This window comes from Pyxidicoccus sp. M15 (assembly GCF_056858435.1).
In genome coordinates, this window is sequence record NZ_CM166495.1 from 5,345,100 (window position 1) to 5,368,579 (window position 23,480).

18 protein-coding genes are annotated in these 23,480 nt (G+C 71.4%); 8 read left to right on the forward strand and 10 right to left on the reverse strand.

Features of this window, described 5'->3' with window-relative positions; translation table 11 throughout:
• Positions 1-75 precede the first annotated feature (75 nt).
• Positions 76-492, forward strand: coding sequence for a hypothetical protein (locus tag ACX9TP_RS20300; RefSeq protein ID WP_482981364.1), 417 nt, complete (start codon positions 76-78; stop codon positions 490-492).
• A gap of 8 nt (positions 493-500) precedes the next feature.
• The gene (locus ACX9TP_RS20305) at positions 501-1,349 is read left to right on the forward strand and encodes an MBL fold metallo-hydrolase (protein ID WP_482981365.1); all 849 of its coding nucleotides are present in this window, start codon (positions 501-503) and stop codon (positions 1,347-1,349) included.
• A gap of 13 nt (positions 1,350-1,362) precedes the next feature.
• Here the strand turns inward: ACX9TP_RS20305 and ACX9TP_RS20310 are convergent, their stop codons facing one another.
• Positions 1,363-1,956, reverse strand: coding sequence for an HD domain-containing protein (locus ACX9TP_RS20310; protein WP_482981366.1), 594 nt, complete (start codon positions 1,954-1,956; stop codon positions 1,363-1,365).
• A gap of 164 nt (positions 1,957-2,120) precedes the next feature.
• Between ACX9TP_RS20310 and ACX9TP_RS20315 the strand changes: the two genes are divergently transcribed.
• Positions 2,121-4,355 carry an MltF family protein gene (locus ACX9TP_RS20315; protein WP_482981367.1) on the forward strand — a complete coding sequence of 745 codons (2,235 nt, stop codon included), beginning with the start codon at positions 2,121-2,123 and terminating at the stop codon, positions 4,353-4,355.
• Positions 4,356-4,386: 31 nt separating this feature from the next.
• Here the strand turns inward: ACX9TP_RS20315 and ACX9TP_RS20320 are convergent, their stop codons facing one another.
• Positions 4,387-6,873, reverse strand: coding sequence for a MopE-related protein (locus ACX9TP_RS20320; RefSeq protein WP_482981368.1), 2,487 nt, complete (start codon positions 6,871-6,873; stop codon positions 4,387-4,389).
• A gap of 96 nt (positions 6,874-6,969) precedes the next feature.
• Between ACX9TP_RS20320 and ACX9TP_RS20325 the strand changes: the two genes are divergently transcribed.
• The gene (locus ACX9TP_RS20325; protein WP_482981369.1) at positions 6,970-8,139 is read left to right on the forward strand and encodes an FAD-dependent monooxygenase; all 1,170 of its coding nucleotides are present in this window, start codon (positions 6,970-6,972) and stop codon (positions 8,137-8,139) included.
• A 15-nt stretch (positions 8,140-8,154) separates the two neighbouring features.
• Here ACX9TP_RS20325 and ACX9TP_RS20330 read toward each other — a convergent pair whose 3' ends face one another.
• The 3 genes from ACX9TP_RS20330 to ACX9TP_RS20340 all read right to left on the reverse strand — a co-directional run bounded on the left by ACX9TP_RS20330 (position 8,155) and on the right by ACX9TP_RS20340 (position 12,771).
• Entirely contained in the window at positions 8,155-8,865 is a 711-nt protein-coding gene (locus ACX9TP_RS20330) for a hypothetical protein (protein ID WP_482981370.1), read from the reverse strand.
• A gap of 85 nt (positions 8,866-8,950) precedes the next feature.
• Positions 8,951-10,507, reverse strand: a complete 1,557-nt coding sequence (locus tag ACX9TP_RS20335; RefSeq protein ID WP_482981371.1) for a DUF4139 domain-containing protein — start codon at positions 10,505-10,507, stop codon at positions 8,951-8,953.
• Complete coding sequence (locus tag ACX9TP_RS20340) at positions 10,504-12,771, reverse strand: mucoidy inhibitor MuiA family protein (protein WP_482981372.1); 2,268 nt, start codon at positions 12,769-12,771, stop codon at positions 10,504-10,506. The genes ACX9TP_RS20335 and ACX9TP_RS20340 overlap by 4 nt, the downstream gene beginning before the upstream one ends.
• 228 nt (positions 12,772-12,999) lie before the next feature.
• Between ACX9TP_RS20340 and ACX9TP_RS20345 the strand changes: the two genes are divergently transcribed.
• Positions 13,000-13,422 carry a hypothetical protein gene (locus tag ACX9TP_RS20345; RefSeq protein WP_482981373.1) on the forward strand — a complete coding sequence of 141 codons (423 nt, stop codon included), beginning with the start codon at positions 13,000-13,002 and terminating at the stop codon, positions 13,420-13,422.
• 1 nt (position 13,423) lies between these two features.
• Here ACX9TP_RS20345 and ACX9TP_RS20350 read toward each other — a convergent pair whose 3' ends face one another.
• The 3 genes from ACX9TP_RS20350 to ACX9TP_RS20360 form a co-directional block, all read right to left on the reverse strand.
• Complete coding sequence (locus ACX9TP_RS20350) at positions 13,424-13,978, reverse strand: M15 family metallopeptidase (RefSeq protein ID WP_482981374.1); 555 nt, start codon at positions 13,976-13,978, stop codon at positions 13,424-13,426.
• 86 nt (positions 13,979-14,064) lie between these two features.
• Positions 14,065-14,469 (reverse strand): MGMT family protein, encoded by a 405-nt coding sequence (locus tag ACX9TP_RS20355; protein ID WP_482981375.1) that lies wholly within the window; start codon positions 14,467-14,469, stop codon positions 14,065-14,067.
• Between the two features lie 125 nt (positions 14,470-14,594).
• Positions 14,595-16,259 carry a DUF2339 domain-containing protein gene (locus tag ACX9TP_RS20360; protein WP_482981376.1) on the reverse strand — a complete coding sequence of 555 codons (1,665 nt, stop codon included), beginning with the start codon at positions 16,257-16,259 and terminating at the stop codon, positions 14,595-14,597.
• Between the two features lie 420 nt (positions 16,260-16,679).
• On the opposite strand from ACX9TP_RS20360, the gene ACX9TP_RS20365 reads away from it, so the two are divergent.
• The gene (locus ACX9TP_RS20365; RefSeq protein WP_482981377.1) at positions 16,680-18,653 is read left to right on the forward strand and encodes a hypothetical protein; all 1,974 of its coding nucleotides are present in this window, start codon (positions 16,680-16,682) and stop codon (positions 18,651-18,653) included.
• Positions 18,654-18,657: 4 nt separating this feature from the next.
• Here ACX9TP_RS20365 and ACX9TP_RS20370 read toward each other — a convergent pair whose 3' ends face one another.
• On the reverse strand, positions 18,658-19,056 hold the full coding sequence (locus ACX9TP_RS20370; RefSeq protein ID WP_482981378.1) for an ACT domain-containing protein: 399 nt from the start codon (positions 19,054-19,056) through the stop codon (positions 18,658-18,660).
• A 20-nt stretch (positions 19,057-19,076) separates the two neighbouring features.
• Positions 19,077-19,607 carry an FHA domain-containing protein gene (locus ACX9TP_RS20375; protein WP_482981379.1) on the reverse strand — a complete coding sequence of 177 codons (531 nt, stop codon included), beginning with the start codon at positions 19,605-19,607 and terminating at the stop codon, positions 19,077-19,079.
• A 178-nt stretch (positions 19,608-19,785) separates the two neighbouring features.
• Between ACX9TP_RS20375 and greA the strand changes: the two genes are divergently transcribed.
• Positions 19,786-20,304, forward strand: a complete 519-nt coding sequence (greA, locus tag ACX9TP_RS20380; protein ID WP_482981380.1) for a transcription elongation factor GreA — start codon at positions 19,786-19,788, stop codon at positions 20,302-20,304.
• A gap of 112 nt (positions 20,305-20,416) precedes the next feature.
• Entirely contained in the window at positions 20,417-23,467 is a 3,051-nt protein-coding gene (gene recG / locus ACX9TP_RS20385) for an ATP-dependent DNA helicase RecG (protein ID WP_482981381.1), read from the forward strand.
• The last annotated feature ends 13 nt before the right edge of the window (positions 23,468-23,480 follow it).

Consider the following 23,480-nt stretch of genomic DNA (forward strand, 5'->3'; position numbering starts at 1 on the left):
GCGCCATGGGGCCACTCCCCGCGTGCGTGCGCGAGCCCCAACTCTTGGATGCCCCCCACTTCCAAGGAGCCACACATGTCCGTCGCCGCGAAGAAGCTCGCCGTCCTGGTGGCCGCCTGGCTCGCCGTGCCCATGGGCATCGCCACCGCCCAGGAGCCCGAGTCCGCCGCGCCCCCGAGCCCTGCCTGTGGCGGCTTCGCCGGCACCGGCTGTCCCGACGGATATTCCTGCGTGGACAACCCCAATGACGACTGCGACCCGAACAGCGGCGGCGCCGACTGTGCCGGCGTCTGTTCCGCCTCGCCCGACGAGAGCGTGCAGGGCGAAGACGGCAGCACCCAGGAGAAGAAGGGCTGCGATTACAAGGACCCCAACCTGAGCTACGTCTCGAAGGACCCGGAGCAGTGCGCGGCCATCCGCTTCGTCTGTGACGCCGGTCAGGAGCCCTTCTTCAACGACTGCGGTTGCGGCTGCCAGCCCGTCGCGCAATAAGCGGGTGGATGCTCACCGAGGTCCAGGCGGGTCCCTATACCGTTCGCGGAATCTCCGTCGGCGGCGTGTACACCTCCCTCCAGGTGCCGGAGCTGGACTCGGTGCTGGACGTGGGCGTGCCCATCCGCTCCTTCGCCGGGACGGACCGCATCTTCCTCAGTCATGCCCACCCGGACCATGCCAGCGGCCTCGGCTCGCTGCTCGGCATCCGCCGGCTCATCGGCAAGGGGCCGCCGCAGGTCTTCCTGCCCGCCGAAGTCGAGGCGCCCGTGCAGGAGGCCCTCGCGGTGCTGTCCCGTCTGCACCACACCTCCATGGAGGTGCGCACCGTGCCGCTGCGTCCGGGGGACGTCCATGCGCTCGGACACGGCCTGCACGTGCGCGCCTTCCGCACGCACCACCCGGTGCCCTCGCTCGGCTACCAGTTCCTCCGGCGCATCTCCAAGCTGCGGCCCGAGTTCCACGGCCTCCCGCCACAGGACATCGCGAGGCGCCGGCAGGCGGGGGAAAACCTCCTCGACGAGGTGGACCGGCTCGAAGTGGCCTACGCCACCGACACACTCTCTCGGGTGTTGGAGACGGAGCCGTCCGTGCTCGACTCGCGCGTCCTCATCATCGAGTGCACCTTCGTGGACGCGCGCCACACCGTGCAGGACGCGCAGGAGCGCTGGCACCTCCACCTGGACGAGCTCGCGGCCCGCGCCGACCTCTTCCGCAACGAGGCGCTGGTGCTGATGCACTTCAGCCAGGCCCACAGCCCGGAGGAGGTCCACGCCACCATCCGCGCCCGCCTGCCGCCATCCCTCTACGAGCGCGTCCGCGTCTTCGCCCCGCCCTCGGGCCGCTGGTTCGGCTGAAGCGGGGCAGGGCTCACGCGGGCCGCAGCGCCTCCAGCTCCGCCAGCACGGCGCGCAGCTCGGGGGCCTCCAGCGCCTTCTCCACCGAGGCGTAGAACTGGGAGAGGTCGCCCATGCCCTGGTGCTCGTAGACGCACGCCTGCAGGCCCATCTCCAGCCGGTCCAGCTGCCGCACCAGCCGCGCCTCGAAGGAGGTGCCGTGCTCGTACTCGTCCCACAGCGCCAGGTACTCCGCGGCGCGTGGCAGCTTGCCGAAGATGGTCTCCACGGCGCGCCGCTCCAGCGCGTGCTTGGCCGCCTTGTCCACGCCGTCATGCGGGGTGATGTCGCCCGCGTACGCTTCGCCCAGGTCGTGCAGCAGCGCGATGCGGACCACCTTCGACGCGTCCACCTCCGGGAAGAAGCCATCCGCGACGAACAGGCCCAGCAGCGCGACGAAGAACGAGTGCTCGGCCACGCTCTCGCACCGCTCCGGAGGAATGCCGACGCGCAGCCAGCCCTGGCGGAAGAGCTGCTTCAGGTGGTTCAGCTCGAAGTAGGCCTCGATGAGCGGCAGTGTCTTCCGGCCCTGGAGCAGGGCCAGCGGCGGCGCGGCCTTGGTCTTCATGCGTCATCTCCTCGTCCCGGCACCGTACACCGGCCCGTGGGGCCGTACTCGGGGTGAGGGTGATTCCAGCGGGGGAAATCGGCTAGATGTGGGGACGAGGATGGCCGTGCGCGCTTTCCGCCTCCGGGCGGCAGTCCACGGGCCATGTGGAGGGGGAGTTCATCGTGGTCATTTCGTCCTGCTGGAGCCTGTCGTCCTCGCGGTGGCTGCTCGCCGCCGCGTTGCTCGTGACTGCCACCGCCTGCAAGCGGGAGCCCGTGGAGCCGCCTCCCGCACCGCCCACGCCGAGCGCGGCCGTGGAGCCGGAGGACCCGCCGTTCCCCGAAGCGCTGCTGGCCCGGGCCGAGGTGCCCACGGCGGCGGCCCAGGTCGAGGCGCCCGCGCCCCCTCCCGAGCCTCCCTTCACCGGAGACCTCGCGGCGCTGCGCAAGCGCGGCACGCTGCGCGTCCTGGTGGATGGCACCCAGGAGGACTCGCTCCCGCGCGAGGGCATGCCCCGGGAGCAGGACCGGGCGCTGCTGGAGCGCTTCGCGGAGAAGTACGGCATGGCGGTGGAGTTCCTCGCCGTCGACAGCTTCGACCGGCTCATCCCGCTGCTGCGCGAGGGGCGCGGAGACCTCATCGCCGCCGACCTCACGGTGACGCCGGAGCGCGCGAAGGACATCGCCTTCACGCGCCCCAGGGCCCGGGTGAGCGAGGTCGTCGTGGGCAAGCGCGGTGAGAAGGGGCTGCCGCGCAAGCCGGAGGAACTGGCCGGGCGCACCGTGCACGTGCGCGCCAGCTCCACCTTCGCCGCCTCGCTGAAGGAATTGGCGAACGGGAAGGCTCCGGGGCTCGTCATCGAGCCGGTGCCGGAGACGCTCGACCCCGAGGAGCTCGCGTGGCAGGTGTCTCGCGGGGAGCGCCCGCTGACGGTGGTGGACAGCCACGTGCTCTCGGCGATGGAGACGTACAACCCGGACGTGGAGGGGCTGTTCCCCATCGCGGAAGGGCGGCAGCTCGCGTGGGCCGTGCGCCTGGAGAACCCCGCGCTGCGCGCCGCGCTGGACGCCTTCCTGGTGGAGCGTGCCCTCACCGAGCACCGGGACAGGCTCGTCACGGCGGACCTGGATGGCATTCGCAAGCGCGGGGTGCTCCGCGTCCTCACGCGCAACAGCCCCGTCACGTACTTCCTCCACCGGGGCGAGCAGGCCGGCTTCGACTACCAGATGGCGAAGCTCGCCGCGGAGGCGCTCAAGGTGCGGCTGGAGGTGGTGGTGCCGCCCACGTACGAGCAGCTCATCTCGTGGCTGAAGGAGGGGCGTGGTGACGTCATCGCCGCCGCGCTCACCGCCACGCCCGAGCGCGCGAAGCAGGTGGCCTTCAGCACGCCGTACCTCTACGTGGACGAGGTCCTCGTGCAGCGTGCGGGGGCCGCGAAGCCCGCGTCGCTCGACGCGCTGAAGGGCCAGGCCATCCACCTGCGCAAGTCGTCCAGCCACTTCGGCACGCTGAGCGCGCTGGCGGCGCAGCATGGCTTCACGCTCGTCGAGGAGCCCGAGGACATGGACACCGAGACGCTCATCGACCGGGTGGCACGCGGGGAGATTCCGTACACGGTGACGGACAGCCACATCCTCGCCGCCGAGCGCGTGTACCGCGATGACGTGGAGGCGGCGCTCACGGTGCCGGGGCAGGGTGAGCCGGCGGGGAAGGATGGGCACTACGGCATCGCCTTCGCGGTGCGGCAGGAGAACCCGAAGCTGCGGGCGTTCCTCGACGGCTTCGTGAAGAAGACCTACCGCGGCGTCGACTACAACGTGTACCGCCGCCGCTACTTCGAGGGCCGCCGTGCCGAGGCGCCGGTCACGGCGGAGACCGCCCTGGCCACGGGCGCCATCTCTCCGTATGACCCGCTGGTGCAGTCGTACTCGGCGCGCTACGGGTTGGATTGGCGGCTGATGGTGGCGCAGATGTTCCAGGAGAGCCGCTTCGACCCGAAGGCGCGCAGCTGGGTGGGGGCGCAGGGGTTGTTCCAGGTGATGCCTGCCACGGGCAAGGAGCTGGGATTCCGCAAGCTGGAGGACCCGGACCAGGGCATCCACGCGGGCGTGAAGTACATGCACCAGCTCATCGGCCGGATTGCGCCGGAGATTCCCTTCAAGCAGCGCCTGCGCTTCGCGCTCGCCTCGTACAACGCGGGGCTCGGACACGTGCTCGACGCGCGCCGGCTTGCGCAGGAGCAGGGCCTGGACCCCAACCGCTGGTTCGGCAACGTGGAGAAGGCCATGCTCATGCTGGAGAAGCCGAAGTACTACCGGCGCGCCCGCCACGGCTTCTGCCGTGGCTCCGAGCCGGTGAAGTACGTGTCGGAAATCCAGACGCGGTACGGGAACTACGCGGCGGTGGTGCAGCGCTGAAGGGTGGGGCGCTGCGCACCGCGCCTCGGATTTATGGAAGAGGCTCGGGGAAGTGGATGACGCGCCCGCCGGAGCCCACGGCCCAGATGTTGGTCGGGGCGACGCTTGCGATGTCCCTGAGTGCGCCTGCGGGCGCGGAAACGTACAGCGGCGGCAGCCACGCGGTTCCTGTGTAGCGGCGGATGACGCCCGCCGCTTCGGTGACGTAGACCGACGTGCGGTCCGGCGCGCAGACGCTCGTGAACTGGGCGGTCGCCGGAGGCGTTACGGCCTGCCAGGTCACGCCATTCCACCTCGCGATGTTGGAGTTGTCTCCCACCGCGTACGCGAGCGTCGGCGACACCATCCACACGCTCTGGAGGCTTGAATTGTTTGACCCCGACGTGCTCATAGGGGTGGTGTCTGTTCCTCCGGTATAGGTCTCGATAAGGGGACTGTTGGTCCCTCCCGCCTCCTGGGCCGCGATGAATACGCGTGAACTGTCGAGGCCGTGGATGTCCCTATAGATGGGGGCGTTGTCATCCATCAACGTCGGCTCACTGACCGACGTCCAGAAGTGTAGGCGGCCACCTTCATCCACTACAAAGAGGGAGGGCACGGCGCCATCGAAGCCGATGATGCCCGTGGCGTTGCTGCCCCCCGTCAGTGGGTACTGCTGGATGCATGTGGTTCCGTCGTGCTGGGCCACCCTCCCTTCGCTGCCTGCGAGGAACACTCTTCCATCGCTGTTTACCCAGGCTGCGTTCCAGTTGGCGGTGCCACACGCGCCATCGAAGCTCGTGAACGTGCCGCTCGCGCTGTCGCGACGGGCCAGCGCTCCTGCCGCGCCGGCAATCCACACCGGGTAGCCGCTGACGCTGACCTTGCTGATGGCGACCGTATTCCAGTCACGGAGCACGACCGCCGGGTCCGTCAGCGCCTTCCACCCCATGCCCATGCACACGTTGTCTTCGTCGGTCGAGCTGTCGCAGTCATTGTCACGCTGATCGCACGCCTCGGTGCCGGTGCCCTTGTTGTGCTTGTCCACGTCGTCACAGTCCGTGTGCAGATCCGCCACGCTGTTGGCCGGAATGGGCTGGCCGGGGCAGACGACTTGGGCGGCGAGGGCGAGGTTGCCGTCCCCGTCACCGTCCGCATCCGTGTAATAGCTTGTCGGCGTGGGCGCGTTGCAGGTGGTGGCGGTCTGCGCCACGTTGCACACGTAGATGCCCGAGCAGGGGCTGCCGCAGGCGTTGCCCTTCCGTGTCGTCCCGCTCGTGAAGGGCTCATCCACACCATCCACGCAGTTGTCGTCGAAGTCGTTGCACAGCTCCATGGCCCCGGGCTTCACCGCGACGTTGTCATCGTTGCAGTCGAAGGTGGCAGTCGGCGCGACGTAGCCCGCGGGCTGCGTGCACCCGCTCTGCATGTCATTCTGACGCCCGAAGGTGTCTCCGTCCGCATCCCGGTACCACGTCTTGTTGAAGCCCTCGTCCGTGCCACCGGCGCAGTTGTCGTCGACCTCGTTGCACACATCCAGCGCATTGGGATTCACGGCCACCGCGGCGTCATTGCAGTCGGTGTTGTTGGCCACGTACCCCGCTGGGGCATTGCACTTCTGTCGCGAATCCGAGGCCTTGCCGAAGCCGTCACCATCCGCATCCCGGAAGTACGTGTTCACCTGCAGTCCGTCATCCACGAGGTTGTCGCAGTCGTTGTCCTTGTCGTCGCACGTTTCCGCCAGCCCGGGCTTGCGCTGGTTGTCGGTGTCATCGCAGTCGTTGCTGGAAGCAACGTGATTGACTGGCGCGAAGCAGGCCAGCACCACCGGCCCCGCACCCGCGCCGTCATGGTCCGCGTCCCGGTAGAAGCTGTTCTGAGTCAGGCCATTGTCGATGCCGTCGACACAGTCGTTGTCCACGCCATCGCACAGTTCGGCCTTGCCTGGCGTCCGTTCGGTGGTCGTGTCGTCGCAGTCATCACCGAGCGCGACGTACTGGGAGGGTGGTGAGCAACCCTGCACCGAGGGACCCGCGCCGTAACCATCACCATCACCATCCCGGTAGAAGGTGCGCTGCACGATGGTTGCGTTGTTGTCGTTGCAGTCGGTACCGCCCCCAGCCGTGGGCACGAACCCGTCACCGTCGGCGTCCTCCGCGTGCAACGCGATGGCCACTGTCTCCACGCTCTCGGCGTCCAGTGTCACCGTCCGTGAGTTGCTCGCCACCTTGGGCCCGGTGCACGACTGCTCGTGCGCGGTGGTGATGAGCTCCAGGGTGGACCCCCAGCCTGAAGGGCGTCGGACTTCGGTCTCAATCTTTCGTGCCGACGCATCAAGACTCAGGACCTCGAAGGTGAACTCGTCGGACCTGTCTGGCGCGTCCTTGTCCCGGGCCTCCACGACGATGCAACCGGCCTTGAAGTCGAAGGACACTTCCACCATGACGGAGCGATAGCCGCGAAGCTCCTCCAGACTGGGCACGGTACAGGCGCAAAGCATCAACGTCGCACCCAGGCCCAGCAGCCTCATGACTCTCATCGCGCACCTCTCCGCGCGAGCAACCCCCGCTCGCTCCGTTGCCACGCCATAGCATTGCCCTACCCACGGCGGCGAGCCGTGCGCTAATGAGACTCCATGTCAATTGCCACGGGCGCCACTTCCAGGCGGGTCCTCATCGCTGGTGCCGGAATCGGCGGCCTCACGCTGGCCTGCGCGCTCCGTCGTGCCGGCCACACCGTCACCGTCTTCGAGCGCGCGGACGCGCTGCGCTGGGTGGGCGCGGGCATCATCGTCCAGATGAACGCCGCCGTGGCCCTGCGCCGCATCGGCCTCTCCGACGCCGTGGCCGCGGCCGGCGCCAGCCCCACGAACAGCGCCATCCTCCGGCCCTCCGGCGCAACCATCACCCGGCTCCCCGTCCAGCGACTCCAGCAGGAGCTGGGCATCCCCATGACCTGCCTCCACCGCGCCCGGCTCCAGGGCGTCCTCCTGGAGCACGCCGGGCCGGAGCACGTCCGGCTCGGGCTCGCGGTGACGGGCTTCCGGACCGACGACCACCAGGTGACGGTGACGCTGTCGGACGGAATCACCGTGACGGGTGACGTGCTGGTGGGCGCGGATGGCCTGCGCTCCGCCGTGCGCAGCGGACTGCTCGGCGACGCGCCGCTCCGGTACTCGGGCTACACGAGCTGGCGCGGAGTCTCTCCCGAGGTCCCCAGCGCGCGTCCGGGCCACGTCTCGGAGACCTGGGGCCGTGGCGCGCGCTTCGGCGTCGTGCCCATCGGCTTCGGGCAGGTGTACTGGTACGCCACGCTCAACGCGCCCCCAGGTGGCCACGACGCGCCCGGCACCACGCGCGCCCGGCTCCAGGAGGTCTTCGGACGCTGGCACGCCCCCATCCCGGACCTCCTGGCCGCTACTCCCGAGGACGCCATCGTCCGCACCGACATCCACGACCGGCCACCGCTGAACCGCTGGAGCCACGGACGGGTGACGCTGCTCGGTGACGCCGCGCACCCCATGACGCCCAACCTGGGGCAGGGCGGGTGTCAGGCCATCGAGGACGCCGTGGTCCTCTCGGAGTGCCTGTCCGCCGACCCCGACGTGACACGCGCCCTCGTCACCTACGAGCAGCGCCGCCGCGAGCGCGCCAACCAGCTGGTGCTTCGCTCGTGGCGACTGGGCCAGCTCGCACAGATGGAGAGCCCTGCCGGCCGCTTCCTGCGCGACTCACTCTTCCGGCTCGTCCCGGCGGGGCTCGCCGCGCGTGGCGTCCGAGAGCTGGTGCGCTCCGCCGCCACGTGAGCGGAGCACAGGCCGTTAGAGACTCAAGCCCAGCAGCGCGCCCGCGAACGGCCCGCTGAGCGAGACGGAGAACGTGTCCGTCGCGGAGCTCGCGAAGTTGTCCGCCTTGTTGAAGTACTGCGTGTAGCCCGCCTGGACGCGCGTGTAGACCCACCGCCCGAAGGAGTACTGAAGCGACGCCACCCCGCCCGCGCCGAAGACCCACTTGCGGTCCCGGTTCTCGGAGAAGGCGCCGCCCAGCGTGGGGCCCGAGGTCGGGTCACCGGGATTGTTCCGCTGAATCAGCCCCGTGGGCAGGGACACCTCGGCCGCGCCGCCGAACGCGCCCACGCCGAGCGTCAGCCGCTTCGCCAGCGCGAAGCGCTTCTCCAACCCTGGCCGGAACGACAGCACCTGCACGTCGTCGGCGAAGTACCAGTCGACGCCGTTGATCCACCACAGGTCATCCCGGTTCGAGCCACGGACGAGGTTGAAGTGCAGCCCGCCCGACAGCCGCACCGCGTTGTGCCGAGCGTCCAGCGGCTTCGTGAGCGCGGCCGTCTTGGGGATGAGCGCGGCCGGGTGCTCCATCCGCGTGAAGAAGCCACCCACCTCCACCGCGAGCTGCGGTGGCCGGCCCCGAGGCTCCTCCATCGGGGGCGGGGGCGCTTCCTCCGCCAGGGCGGACACCGGCACACCCAGCGACACCAGCAGGCCAAGGGAGCACAGCGCGGGGGCGATTCTCATGGGGGTTCCTCCTCCCGAGGGATTAGTCACGGCCCGTACCACGGGGGAAGGGGCCCTCCCAAACGGCTGTTGCGCGGTGGAACCATCACAGCCCCGCCACCTTCGACGCGCTGGTGACGGTGTAGGCCAGCGAAAGTTCCTGCTGTGAGCGGGGAGGGGCCGCCAGCTCGAAGCGGACGATGCCGTCCTCGCTCACGCGCGTGGGGGCCGGCCGGGTGGCGTCCCTGAGCAGCATCACCTCCACCGCCTCCACCTCGGAGACGGGCATCCGCTCCTCCAGGGCCACGGACTCCGGCCGCGAGCCCATGTTGGAGAGGTACAGCTTCACCCGCTGCGTGCGCACGCGGCGGCCGGTGAGGCGGCTCGTCTCCACCTCCTCGTCCACCTTGCGCGCCACGCGCAGCGAGTCCTCGCTGCCGAAGCCCAGCTTCACGCGCTCGCTGCGTCCGGTGAAGCGCAGCTGCGCGCGGCCCACGTAGCCGCTGGTGCGCACCAGGTCCACCGGCCCCGCGAGCAGCACCGACGGGCCCGTGTTGTCGAAGCGCGCCACCCGGTGCACCAGCGGGGACTGCTCCGGGCAGGCCAGGAACTCGGACGCCGCGGGCGCGGTGAAGCGGAACAGCGGCACGCGGTGCGGCTCTCCGTCTGGCGGCACGGTGGCACGGTGCTGCGCCGCCAGCGTCAGCGGCTCGCCGCCGTCGTCCATGCCGGGCAGGCCCTCCTCGCGCTTCACCACGCCGCCCTCGCCGGTGGTCTGGATGACCTCCTCGCGCATGGCCACCTCCACCACCTGCTTCTCGCGCTCCGTCTTGTCGCGCAGCCACAGCCAGTCCTCCACCAGCCGCGGCGGCGAGGCGCCCAGCGTGGGGCGCGCCGTGGAGAAGGCCAGCTCCGCGTCCTTCCACTCCTCGTCGGTGCGCTGCCACACCACGGCCTCGCACTCCAGCGTCACCGTCTCGCCCTTCTCGCCGCGCTCCAGCGTCGCGCGGTAGGCCGGGCGCCACGCCGCGCAGGGCACCAGGTAGGTGAGGGACAGCACCGCGGAGCCGCCGGCGGGGTGGCCCACCTCCAGCTCGGCGAACACGTCCAGCTTCGACTCCTGCGCCTCGGTGCGCGCCAGCGCGGTGCGCGCCTCCTCCAGCCGCTCCCGCCGTTCGACGACGTCGCGGCTCGACGCGCGCAGCGCCGCCTCCGCCGCGTCCAGCGCCTGGCGCACGGTGGTGAGCTGCTGGCGCCACACCTCCGGGCGGTCCTGGCCCCGGCCAGCGTCCTCGGAGATGGCGCGGTACACGTCCTCGTGCGCGCTGAGCAGCAGGGTGTGCTTGTGGAGCCGGCGCTCCTCCTCGGCCTGCGCGAGCCACAGCTCCTGCTCCAGCTCCGCCACGCGCCGGCCCAGCTCGGTGCGGTGCTCGCGCAGCGCCTCCGGGCGGTACGGCTTCACGGCGCGGCGGATGCGCGCCTGGGACACGGTGCCGCCGGCCACCTTCGCCTGGAGCGAGCGGTCCACCGCCAGCGGTGACAGCCCCTCGATGACCAGGCGCTGCGCGCCCGCGACGAGGGGCACCTCGCCGCGCCGCTCGACGAGGGCGCGGTCCTCGAGGACGGTGACCTTGACCACGGGCAGGGTAAGCGAGCCCATCATGTCCTCCGATTCCCCCCGTTGAGCATCTTGCTCGCGGGGATCTTCACGGTCCACGTCGCCTTCAACGTCTGCGCCTCACCCGGCTGGAGCACCACGCGCCACGCGCGCTCGCCCTCCACCTGCGTCTCACCGGGCAGCGGCGTGCGCTTCTGCCAGAGCGGCGCCACCTCGGTCTCCTCCACCTTGATGTCCTTCTCCGAGCCCGTGGGCACGGCCGGCACGCGCTCGCACACCTCCACGAGGATGCGGTTGGCCAGCCGGTTGGCCAGCTCCACCGACACGTGGTGCGTCAGCATCGTCGCGCCGCCGAAGATGCCGCCGGTGGCCTCGTCGAAGCGCGTGTTGCGCGCCACCTTGATGGACTCCTCCACGCCCAGGCCCAGCCGCTGCGTCGCCCCGGGCGCCATGGTGGGCAGCGGGGACGTCATCAGGAACTCGTCGCCCAGCGTGACGTCCACCGGCCCGGCCAGCAGCGGGTAGGGCGTCCGGTTCTCCACGCGCACCGTGCGGAAGGCCCGTGTCTCCACCGAGGGCACGCAGACGTACTCGGCGGACAGGCCCACCGGGACGGACAGCACCGGCACCGTGTGCCAGCTCCCGTCGGACGGCACGTCCGACCGCGTCTCCACGTCGAAGCGCGCGTCGAAGTGCGGCGAGGACTGACGGGGCGGCACGGACCACGCGGGCGGAGGCGCCTGCCGGACGGTGGACACCTCCTGCTCGCTCACGGCGACCAGCGTGGTGACGTCTATGTGCACGTGCACCGCCGCCAGCGCCAGCAGCTCCCGGGTGACGTAGGCGGGACGCGGACGCAGCCGGCCGCGCGCGCTGGAGTCCCCCGCGGGCGCCAGCTCCAGCCGGTCGTAGTCCAGCAGCGCGTCCGACGGCTCCAGCCGCGACGCCTGCCGCTCCTCCGCGGCGCCGCCACCGCCGGCCGACCCGCCCAGGAGATCTCGGGGAGCGCCCTCGAGCGCCTCGCCCGGCGCATCCATGAAGGCGTCCTCGTCGGCGCTCTCCTCCATGGGGGGCGGAGGTCCCCCGCGCCCGCTCTTCTTCATCTTGGGGGCCATGGCGCGAGAGGGCATCGCGTTGCGGGGCCGGAACATCCCGGGCATGGCCGCGGCGGGTGCCGGTGCCCCGGCCGGAGCCATGGGCGGGAAGGAGCCCGTGGTCGTCATGAGGTCGTCTCTGGCCACGGAGCGACGCCGCTCCATCATGGGCGCCTCCTTCACCATCTCCTCCATCTCCGGGGCGCCGGCATACTCGCCGGAGGGCTCCTCGAGGGGGACGGGCTGCGCCTGGGGCTTGGGCAGCGGCGGCGGCTCGGGCTTCGCGGGGACGCGCGTGGCGTCGAAGCCGGCGAACAGCTCGTCCAGGCCGGGCGGCGGCTCGCGCCAGCCGGAGCGCGCGGGGGGCGGCTGTCGCCGGCCGATGCGCAGCGCCTTGAGCTCCGGCACCTCCGCGCGCCGCTCCAGGTCGGCGGTGGAGACCGACAGCTTCACGCCCGTCCAGTCCTCGCCGGTGCGCTGGAGGACGGAGGCGCGCATGCGCAGCGTTCCCTCCTCCAGCGTGCGCGGCAGGCGCAAGTCGTAGGTGGGCACCCAGCGCGCGCCTGGCACCGCGTACTCGAGCGCGAGCTTCGCGGGGTGCTCCACGCCCGGGAGGCCGGCCAGGGTGAGGATGGCGGCGCGGTACACCCGGGCCCGCTGGCCGCGCACCGCCGACGAGGCTTCCTGGAGGCGCTGCTTGCGCAGCGTCACCTCCGCGTCGGCGTCGCGCAGCTGGCGCTCCAGGTCCAGCTTCTTCGCCAGGAGGGTGGCCAGCTCCGAGTCCACCAGGGACGCGAGCGACAGCAACGCGGACACCGGGGCGTCGCGGGGCTGCAGCTCGTCCTTCTTCCGCGAGGGGAAGGTGGGCGTGAGCTTCATCACCGAGCGCAGCTCGCGCTGCAGGACGCTCAGGGTCGCCGCCACCTCGGTGTGCCGGGCGCGAGCGGCCTCCAGCGCGCGCTGCTCGGCGGGGACGTCCACCTCGGCGGGAAGCTGGACGTCGAAGGCGGGACGGATGTCTCGCACGGCGAGCCCCGGTGGGCCCTGCAACACGGACGCGCGCAGGGAGCCGGCGCGCAGTGACAACGGCAGGCCATTGATGCGCACCTGCGTGGGGAGTCGGCCACCCTCCGCCTGCACCAGGGCCACGCGTGTACACAGCGCGCCCTCGGCATGGACGGTGACCGCTTCCAGGATGGACGGCACGACGAGCATGAGCCCCCCTCGAGAAGAGGGGGCACACGCTAGTCGAGGTGCAAGCCGGAAATCATGCCTCCCTCGGCGATGGGGGACCTGGGCCACGGGGGCCGGAGCCCTCATGGGGACTGCTGGAAAACCATGGGCGCCTCGTTTTTTCGAGGGGGCCGGGGAGGGCGGGGCCTGGAGTTACGCGTGGTTCAGCGCGCCGGACGCTCGGTATATGAGTTGCTTCCAACCCGGGGTATGGTCCGGACCCTCGGCATTCCGTTGCTCGTCGCGCTCGCCCTGGGCGGGTGTGACCTGCCATCCACGCTCGAACGCACGCTCGGGGACGGTGACGACGGCCCTCCCGAGGCGCGCTCCTGCGAGGGCGTCGTCTGTGGACCCTGCGCGCCCGCGGTCACGGTGCGCGTCAGCGGCGGGCCCGGCAATGCCATCCCCGATGCGGAGCTGTCCGGCATCGAAGGGAGCTGCGGCGCGGATGGCACCACGACGGTGTGCTCGACGAACGTCCACGCGCCGGGCGACTACGCCTTCGAGGTCCGCGCCCCCGGCTACCAGCCCGCGTCCGTGGAGGTGACGGTGCCGGAGGTGCTGGTGGTGGGCGCCTGCTGCAACTGCGGCTACGAGGCGCGCGTGGTGAGTGTCGCGCTGGAGCGGCTGTAGCTCAGCTCGCGTCCTGCTTGGCGACGGGCTCCGGGGCGGGCTCGGGCCCCAGGTCGCGGCCCAGGCAGTCCTGTCCCTCGGCGGGGCCCAGGGTGGTGCGTGGGCGGTACTCCCAGTGCCACGGCTCCGACGGCACCGTGCGACGGAAGCCGAAGCGGCACGCATGGGATGCGAGCCAGTCGTACGTGGCCGAGGTGACGTCCCCCACGACGAGGTCCACCGCGAGCCCGCGCTGGTGGTTGGAGCGCCCGGGCCGCGCGGCCTTCGGACCCAGCCCCTTGCGGTAGCGCTGGTACAGCCAGCGCTGCTCCCGCCGCGAGCGGTAGCCGCTGGTGACCCGCAGCGACAGGCCGGACTCGCGCGCCTCCGTGCTCATGCGGAGGAACGCCGCGGCGGCGGCATGGTGGAGCAGCTCGCCGCCCTTGATGCGGACGAGCTTCGAGCCCTTCGCCTTCGTCTTCGCCTTGCGGCTCTTGGTGGAGCCGGCGGCGTACGACGAGGACGCGACGAGGCACGCGAGGATGAGAACGGCCCAGCGGAGGAACACGAGCGGCATGTTGGATTCCGGCCCGGTGGCCGGAAGCTGATGCTCTCGCTTCTATTCCCCGGTGCAAAGCAGGCGGGGAGGCGAGCGCCCGCTCTTCAGAAGAGCCGGAGCTGCGGGTCCGGCGCGCTCCCGGGGCGCTTGGGGAGCGTCTGGAAGCCGTGGGCGCGGGCCCACTCCTCGCTCGGGCCGGGCCAGTGGTGCGCGTCCATGCGCACGTGGCCACGCTCGTCGAAGGCGACGCCCTCCGCCTCCAGCAGCTCGCGCTGGCCATGGCCCGACGTGCTGATGCCGCCGGTGCGGTTGATGATGCGCTGCCACGGCACCGTCGCCGCGCGGGCGCCGAGCGCGCCCAGAGCATGGCCCACGATTCGGGCATCACAGCCGTTACCCACGATGGTGGCGATGTCGCCGTACGTGGCCACCTGGCCGCGCGGCACCTGCTCGGAGGCGGTGTAGATGCGCTCGTAGAAGTCGCGCTCGTCGCGCACTGGCGTGGACATGGCGCCCTCCTGGCCCATGAAGGTTTCCCCCGGCGAAATGCCGTGTCATGGGTTGGGAGTCAAGAGCCCAACCGGGCGGGTGGGGTCCGCTGTCCCCGGTGCGTCCAATGGCGAGCGCCCGGCCGTCAGCCCTTGCGGTCCCTCAGGCGCGTGTACGTGTACGAGATGACCAGCAGCATCACCCCCAGCAGGATGAAGGTGAGCACGCGCTGGTCGGCGGGGAGGTTGGCCAGGTCCACCACCAGCAGCCGCACGAGGGCGAGCCCGAGGAGGGCCAGCGCGGCCCACCGGTACCAGCGCTCGCGCACGGCGAAGCCCAGGGCGAAGAGGCCGAAGGCGGCCACCACCCAGCCCAGCGTGACGAGCCCCTGGGGCATCAGCCCGCCCACGAGCCCGAGGAGGGACAGCCCCGCGCCCGCCGCGCAGGCGGCCTGGAGGAGGACGTCCCCCCGCTGCGCCGCCGCGGGCGGAGGGCCCGGCCAGAGCGCGGAGCCGGCGCGCTCGACGATGACGAAGGCGCCGAAGAGGACCGCGAGCAGCAGCGTCCGTCCGGGCGTGAGCACCTCGCACGCGCCGAGCGCGGTGAAGAGGATGAGCACGCCCACCCACCGCAGCACCGGCGAGTCCGTGCCGCGTGCCGTGAGCCCAGCGGCCAGGCCCGTCACCGCCCACGCGGCCACCAGGGTGGAGTCCTGGTACTCGGTGGGCATGGCCAGGGCGAAGGTGATGGCGGTGAGGGCGAGGTACGCGTGGAAGAGGGTGCCGGGCGCCTGCCTCGCGCGGGCCACCGCGGCGCTGCCGGCCTCGGCGAGCGCCAGCACCACGAAGAAGGTGAAGAGGTGGTCCTCGCTCCACCGCGCCACCTCGTACCCGCCGAGCAGCGCCAGCCCCACCCAGTTGAGCAGCGCGAAGGCGAGGCACGCGCGCCGGGACAACTCGCGCGGACGGGCGAGCAGCGCCACGGAGAAGAGCACGAAGTAGAGGAGGAGGAAGCCCAGGCTCAGGAGCAGCCGCTCCCGCTCCGGCGCCCCGGGGGCCACGCTGTCGTCGCGCAGCGCCCAGACGACGTGCGTCGAGTACACGGCCACCAGGCTGGACAGCGGCACCACGACCCACCGGTTCCTCACGAGGAAGAAGAGGGCGCCGGAGGCGAGCAGCGTGGTGGACAGCAGCGTGAAGGTGGTGATTTCGCTGAGCATCCCCGTGTGCAGCCCGAGGAAGAGGGCGATGCCGGCCACCGTCTCCGACTGCATCCGGTGGGCAATCACCACGATGGCCACGACCAGCAGCGCGAGCAGCACCAGCGCGAGCGCCTGACTCTCGATGACGCGCACCGAGGGCAGGAAGTGCAGCGCGTACGTGACGAAGTAGGCCAGCGCCAGGCCGCCGCCGAAGACGATGCGGCCGAACAGCTCATGCCGCCGCGCCAGCCAGAGGCCGAACGCGCCCAGGCCCGCGCTCAGCACGTACCCGGCCACCACGCGGGCCAGCATCCCCAATTCACCGAAGCGGTAGGTGATGAGGTAGGCGATTCCGATGATGAGCGCGACGATGCCCAGCCGGCTCAGCCAGTAGGTGCCGAGGTGCGCCTCCAAATCCCGCTGCGCCGGAGCCACGGGCGTGGGCGCGACGGCGCGGGGGGCCGCCACTTCCGCCGCGACGGTGGGCGGCGCCTCGGCACGGGCACCGGATGACTCCAGGCGGGTGAGGCGCGCCTCCAGCGAGGCGACGGTGGACTCCAACCTGCGGATGGCCTCGCGCAGCTCCTGCTCTTCACCCTCGGCCGCCATTCCCTCGTTCCCCTCGTACAAGACGCGGCACCGGCCCTACCACCGCGCCCGGTGTCGACCGGGGCCACACATGCAGTCAAGCGGAAACCATCGTCGGCCGCGGTGGGATGGGGGCGCAGCAGCTCTCCGGATGGCGGATATGTGCCGCCGGCTCCGAGCGCAACGCTGGACGTGGGACGACGTGTTGACCACGGCACACGGCTTGGCGGAGCGCGGTCCGCGGGGACCAGGCCCGGGAATCGCGGGTCCGGGGATCCAGCGGGAACCATTGCATGCAACACATCCCTGAATCCGAGCCCGGGCAAGCCATGCGCCACGGGTCTGCCCTCGCAGTCGCCCAGGAGCGCCATGTCTCGCGACAACTTCGACGCAGCAGGTGTGGCCCCCGCGACGCGGCGGAGCACGGACTCAGGAGACCCCATGTTCCGAGACCTCGACTTCGCAGCCGCCGCGGTCCCCGCTTCACGCGGTGGCCCGGCGTCCTCCCGCGCGCGGGCACTCCCGCTCGTGCTCCTCCTCACGGCGGCCCTCGGCTTCGCGGGCTGTGACTCCGACGACGAGGATGAGCCCGCTCCGGACGACGCGGGCACCACTGTGGATGGGGGAACCCGCTCCGATGGTGGCACTTCGTCGGACGGCGGCGTCACGTGTCCGACCTGCACGGACCCGGAAGTGTGTGGCGACCCGGCTCCGACCGGGAGCTGCGCGCTGGCGGATGGAGGGCGCGTGTGCAGCGCGGACTGCTGGTGCTGGGAGTACCCGCTGCCGCACGGGTACACGCTGAAGGGCGCGCACTTCCGCGCTCCGGATGACGGCTGGGCCGTGGGCGAGCTGGGCTACATCCAGCACTGGGACGGCACGCGGTGGACGCGCGTCCCGGCGGGAACAGTGACGGACCTGCACGACATCCACGCGGTGTCCGCAACGGAGGTGTGGGCCGTGGGTGAGAAGGGCACCGTGGTGCGCTCGTCGGGCGGCGCCTTCACGGCGGTGGACGCGGGCACGACGCGGAGCCTGTCCTCCGTGTGGGCCGCCGGACCGGGCAACGTCTGGGCCGTGGGCGCCGGCGGCACCGTGGTGCGCAGTGAGGGCTCCGGCTTCAACACCGTGAGCGCGGGCACCACGCAGGACCTCAATGGCATCTGGGGCAGCGGCGCGAACGACATCTGGGTGGTGGGGCAGAAGGGCACGCTGCGCCACCATGACGGCGCCGCGTTCTCCGCCGTCGACGCGGGCACGGACCTGCCGCTATACGAGGTGACGGGCACCGGCCCGAGCGACGTCTGGGCCGTGACGTCCGAAGACCCGTGCCTCTTCTGCGACGACTACGGCATCGTCTACCGCGTCTCCTCGGCCGGGCTGGAGGAGCGCCTGCGCACCTCGGACCAGTTCTTCCACGTGTTCGCTGCGGCGCCGTCGACGGTGCTCGTCACGGGGGAGACGCGCTATCGGTGGAACTCGGCGACGTGGGAGCGGCTGACCAACGGCATCAGCGGCCTCATGGCCGGGAGCGGCGCGGACGATGTGTGGCTCTTCGCCTCGGGCAATCGCATGGCGCGGTGGACGGGCACCACCTGGGCGGCGCAGAACCCCATCACCCTGGGCAGCGTCGTGGACGTGCATGGCAGCGGGCCCCAGGACGTGTGGGCGGTGGACAGCGAGCGCCAGGTGCTGCGGTGGAGCGCCGGTGCTTGGGCCCCCGCGAGCAAGGACGGGCTGGGTGTTTCGCATGACTACCGGGGTGTCCATGCGGCGTCGCCGTCGGCCGTCTGGGTGGTCACCGCCAGCGGATACGTCCTCCGGTGGAATGGGACGACGTGGAGCCAGGAGCACCAGCAGAGCGCCATGACCCTGACGGCGATTCACGGCGCCTCCGCGTCGGACGTCTGGGCGGTGGCCGAGAATGGCGAGGCGCTGCACCGCGACGGCACGGGCTGGACGCTGGTGCCCACGGGCAACACGAAGGCGCTGTATGACGTCTGGACGGGCAGCGCGTCGTTTGCGGTGGCGGTGGGGGCCGACGGCACCATCCTCCAGTGGAATGGCAGCGCGTGGAGTGCGATGCCCTCGGGCACGCTCAAGAGCCTGCGGAGTGTCTGGGGCTCCGGGCCCGCGGACCTCTGGGCGGCGGGAGACGGAGGCACGCTGCTGCACTACGACGGTACCGCCTGGAGCGCGGCGTGCACCGGCACCACCGCCAACCTGGAGGCGGTGTGGGGCACCTCCGCGACGGAGGTGTGGGCCGCGGGAGACAGGGGCACGCTGCTGCGCCTGAAGGGCACGAAGTGGGTGCCCGAGCGCACCGGCACCCGCCATGACTACTCCGGGCTGTGGGCGTCCTCCGCCTCGGAATTGTGGCTGACGGGGGACACGGCGATTCTTCACAAGCGCTGACGCTTCAGCGCCCGAAGGACTGCAGCAGGGCCATGGCGTCCGTGGCCCGCGCGGAAGGGATGAACAGGTGGTCGTGGAAGTACGCGGCCACCGGGTTCACCCCGATGCCGTGCGCGGCCAGGCGCGTGGCGACGGCGGCGATGAAGCCCACCGCGTCCAGGCTGGAGTGCACCGACAGCGTCACCTGGCGGAACGTCCCCGCGTAGGGGAGGCCCGCCGCGTCGGCGCGCTCGCGGCGGAGGATGAGCGTCAGGCCCTCGTCCTCGTGGAAGAGGCCCACGGGCGCCAGCGCGCCCAGGTCCGGGGTGGCCGGGTGGGGCAGGGTGCAGAAGACGTACTCCCCGTCTTTGAGCACCGGCCGCATGGACCTGAGCAGCACGTCCAGGTTCGTCTCGCCCGCCATACGCGCGCCCTCCTCGCGGCTCACCCGCTGCGGGAGCCCAGCCCGGTGGCGTCGCCCGAGCGGAGCCGCTCGTGCAGCGTGCCCGTCAGCAGGTACCAGAACTGCACGTTGCCGAAGCTCAGGATGTCGCCGTCACGCAGCACCGCCTCGCGCGCGCCCAGCGTCTGCGCGTTGAGGAAGGTGCCGTTGGTGGAGCCCAGGTCCTGCACTGTGCAGCGCTGCTCGGCCTCGTTCCAGCGCAGCTCCGCGTGCATCTTGGAGACGGACGCGTCGTCGATGACGAGGTCGCAGTCCATGCGGCGGCCGATGCGCAGCCGGTCCGTGGACTGCAGCGGCGGCAGCGTGGCCACTCGCAGGTGTTCGAATTCGAACAGGAGGGCGAGCATTCCCTGCTGGATGTCCTCGGGCGCCGCCATGCGGGTGGGGGCGAGGACGGCGGCGGACGCGTCGGCGGGCGGGCGCTGGATGAGCGCGAAGGGGCCGAGCTGACGCTGGAAGGCGGGGGTGGTCAGCGCGGCGGCGAGCGCGCGCAGTTCCTGGACGGACAGCACGCGGGCAGACTACCGGGTCACCCGTCGTACGGACAGCACAACCCCGATTCCATGTACGGCTTTCGTTGACCAGGCTGCGAGGGGTTCCCTACATTGGGCGTTTCGTGGGGGCCGGGCTCCGGTAGGAGCACCGGCCCTCTGTGTATTGAACCAGGGAGTGGTGGAAGGAGCCGTTTCGATGAGCAGCGGGAGCGACAACATCCCGATGACCCCGTCCGGACTGCGCAAGCTGAAGGAGGAGCTCAAGCACCTCCAGTCCGTCGAGCGGGGGAAGATCTCGCGCGAGATCGAGGTCGCCCGCGCCCACGGGGACCTCCGCGAGAACGCCGAGTACCACGCGGCCAAGGAGAAGCAGTCGCACATCGAGGGCCGCATCCTGGACCTCAACGACTGGATTGCCCGCGCGGAGGTCATCGACACGAGCAAGCTGGGCGGTGACAAGGTCGTCTTCGGTGCGACGGTGGACCTCGTGGACACGGAGACCGAAAAGCCGGTGACCTACCGGCTCGTCGGAGAGCTGGAGGCCGACCTGAAGAAGCGGTGGATTGCCGTCACCTCGCCGGTGGCGCGTGCGCTCATTGGCAAGAAGGTGGGCGACATCGCCACGGTGCAGAGCCCCGGCGGTACGAAGGAGCTGGAGATCACCAAGGTCCGCTTCGAGGACCCGGACGAGGGTGTGACGTCCGGCGAGGGCTGAGTTCGTCTCCCTTCGGGGAGCTGCCGGGGGAGCGGGCATGGGCTCGCTCCCCCGGTCTCGTTTCCTGGGAGACGTCAGTCCTCTTCCTTAGGATGAGCGACGGAATCCGCGCGTGAACCATCCGTTCGCCAGCCTCGTCGGTCCCCTCCGGTATGCGTGTCAGCGCGACTTCGCGATGCTCGCCACCGTGAAGGGGCTGCGCCCGGTGCTGGAGCGTGCGCTCGCGGGGGCCGATGGCGTGGACGCCCAGGCCCTGGACCACCTGCGCTCGGCGCTGCCCTACGTGGACGACCCCGCGCCCGAGCGACGCAAGGCCGCGCTGCGCCGCGTGGTGGCCGGACTGAAGCTCAGCGGCGTGGAGCTTCCGGCGGAGCTGGAGGGCGTGGGCGCGGTGGCCCGGCCTCCGGAGGGCGCCGCGGCTGCCCCACGGACGCTCGTGCGGGAGAGTGTGCTGGCGCCCGCGGAGAAGCCCCGCACGCGCAACCTGCCGGTGGCGGAGGGCGCGGCCGCCGGAGCGACGCCTCCGGGCTATGTCCCCCCGTGGAAGTCCGTCGAGCCCGTGGCGCCGCCTCCCCGGGCGAAGGACACGTCGGCTCCGGGCCCACGCGCTGGTGCCACGCCGACCACACAGGGTCCTCGCGCTGGTGCCATTCCGGCCACACCGGGCCCGCACGCCGGTGCCGTGCCGGGTCCTCGCGCTGGTGCCATTCCGGCCACTTCGGGCTCTCACTCCAGTGCCATACCGGAAGCCTCGGGCCTGCGCCCCGGAGCCACGCAGGCCGTCCCGGGAGCACGCCCCGGAACCATGCCGGCCGCCCAGGGCTCGCGCGCCGGAGCCATGCCCGCGGCCCCGGCCGCACGCCCCGGTGCCATGCCCGCCGGCAGGAACGCGGCCCCTACCGCCACCCCCACCGCCAGGGTCCCCCGGCAGGCCTCTCTCGCTACGGTGCCGGAAGCCGTGCCCGGCGCGAAGACGCGCAAGGAGAAGGCGGAGCGGAAGAAGAAGCGCGCGGTGGCGGCCGAGGCCTCGCGCGCCGAGGCGAAGCTCCTGTCCATCGCCCCTCGCACGGGGCCGCTGTCCATGCCGCTGAAGACGCTGGACAAGCGGCTGGGCCCGCGGCTCGTTTCGACGCTCAACAAGAAGGGCCTGCGCCGGCTGGGTGACATCCTCTTCCTGCTGCCGCGCTGCTACGAGGACCGCAGGAAGCTGAGCACCATCGCCGAGCTGGAGCCCGGCCAGCGCGGCGTCACCGTGGGCGTCGTGAGGCTCGCGGACTTCGTGCCCGGCCGCGGCGGCAAGCGCATGTTCCGCGCCGTCGTGGGCGACTCCTCGGGCAGCATCGCCGCCACGTACTTCAACGCGGGGCCGTGGCTGAAGAGCCGCTTCACCGTGGGCAAGCGCATCGTCCTCTCCGGCGAGGTGCGCGCCACCATGAGCGGCCGGGAGATGGCCCACCCGGAAATCGAGCCCGCCGAGGACCTCGAGTCCTCCTCCGTCCACTTCAACCGCATCGTCCCCATCTACCCGGGCTTCGAGCGCGCCGAGCAGCGCTCCTTCCGGGACCTGGCCGCCAGCGTCGGGGACAAGTACGCGCAGGCGCTGGAGGACCCGCTGCCCGCGGACCTGCGCCGCCGCCTGGAGCTGATGGGCCTGCCGGACGCGCTGCGCTTCATCCACTTCCCGCCCGGCGACGCGGACCTGGAGGCGCTGGACACGCACCAGAGCGACGCGCACCGGCGCCTCGCGTTCGACGAATTGTTCTTCCTCCAGCTCGGCATGGCGCTCAAGCGGCAGGGCATCAAGGCGGAGGAGGGCATCTCCTTCGACGTGTCTCCGACGCGGCTGGACACGGCCCGCGCCGCGCTCCCGTTCCAGCTCACCGGCGCCCAGGCGAAGGTGGTGCAGGAGCTTGCCCGGGACATGGCGCGCTCGGAGCCGATGAACCGGCTGGTGCAGGGCGACGTGGGCAGCGGCAAGACGGCGGTGGCGATGATTGCCGCCATGGTGGCCCTGCAGGACGGCTACCAGGTGGCCGTCATGGCGCCCACGGAAATCCTGGCCGAGCAGCACGAGCGCACCTTCCGCAAGGTGCTGGAGCCGCTGGGCTACAAGGTGGGGCTCCTGAGCGCGGCGGGCACGGCGAAGTCCAAGCGCGAGCGGCGCGACGCCGTGGCGCGCGGCGACATCCACCTCGCGGTGGGCACGCACGCGCTCATCCAGCAGGACGTCACCTTCCAGCGGCTGGGGCTCGCGGTCATCGACGAGCAGCACCGCTTCGGCGTGCTCCAGCGCCACACGCTGATGAGCAAGGGCCCGAAGCCGGACGTGCTGGTGATGACGGCCACGCCCATTCCTCGCACGCTGGCCATGACGCTGTACGGGGACCTGGACCTGTCCGTCATCGACCAGCTCCCGCCGGGGCGCACGCCCATCAGCACCCGCGTCTTCAACGAGAAGCAGCGCGCCCGCGTGTACGAGTCGGTGGCCTCGGAGCTGGCGAAGGGCCACCAGGCGTACGTCGTCTATCCGCTGGTGGAGGAGTCCGAGAAGCTCGACCTGGAGGACGCCACGCAGGGCGTGGAGAAGCTGGCGCAGGTGTTCCCCCAGGCCAGGGTCGGCCTGCTGCACGGGCGGATGAAGGGCGAGGAGAAGGACGCCGTCATGGAGGCGTTCCGCGGCAAGGAGCTGGACCTCCTCGTTTGCACCACCGTGGTGGAGGTGGGCGTGGACGTGCCCAACGCGTCGGTGATGGTGGTGGAGCACGCCGAGCGCTTCGGCCTGTCCCAGCTCCACCAGCTCCGGGGGCGCGTGGGCCGTGGCGCGGCGGCGAGCTACTGCTACCTGATTGCCGGCGCCGCGCGCTCGTGGGAGTCCACCGAGCGGCTCGGGGTGATGGAGCGCAGCAGCGACGGCTTCGTCATCGCGGAGAAGGACCTGGAGATTCGCGGGCCCGGCGAGTTCCTGGGCACGCGCCAGAGCGGCCTGCCCGAGCTGGCGGTGGCCAACCTGGCGAGGGACGGAGATCTCCTGTCCATGGCCCAGGCCGAGGCCCGGCTCATCCTGGAGAAGGACCCGGACCTGAAGGCCCGTGAGAATCAGGGACTCGTGAAGGCGCTCGAGGAGCGGTGGGAAGGCCGCCTCGCGCTGGCGCGGGTGGGGTAGGCGGGCCGGGCCG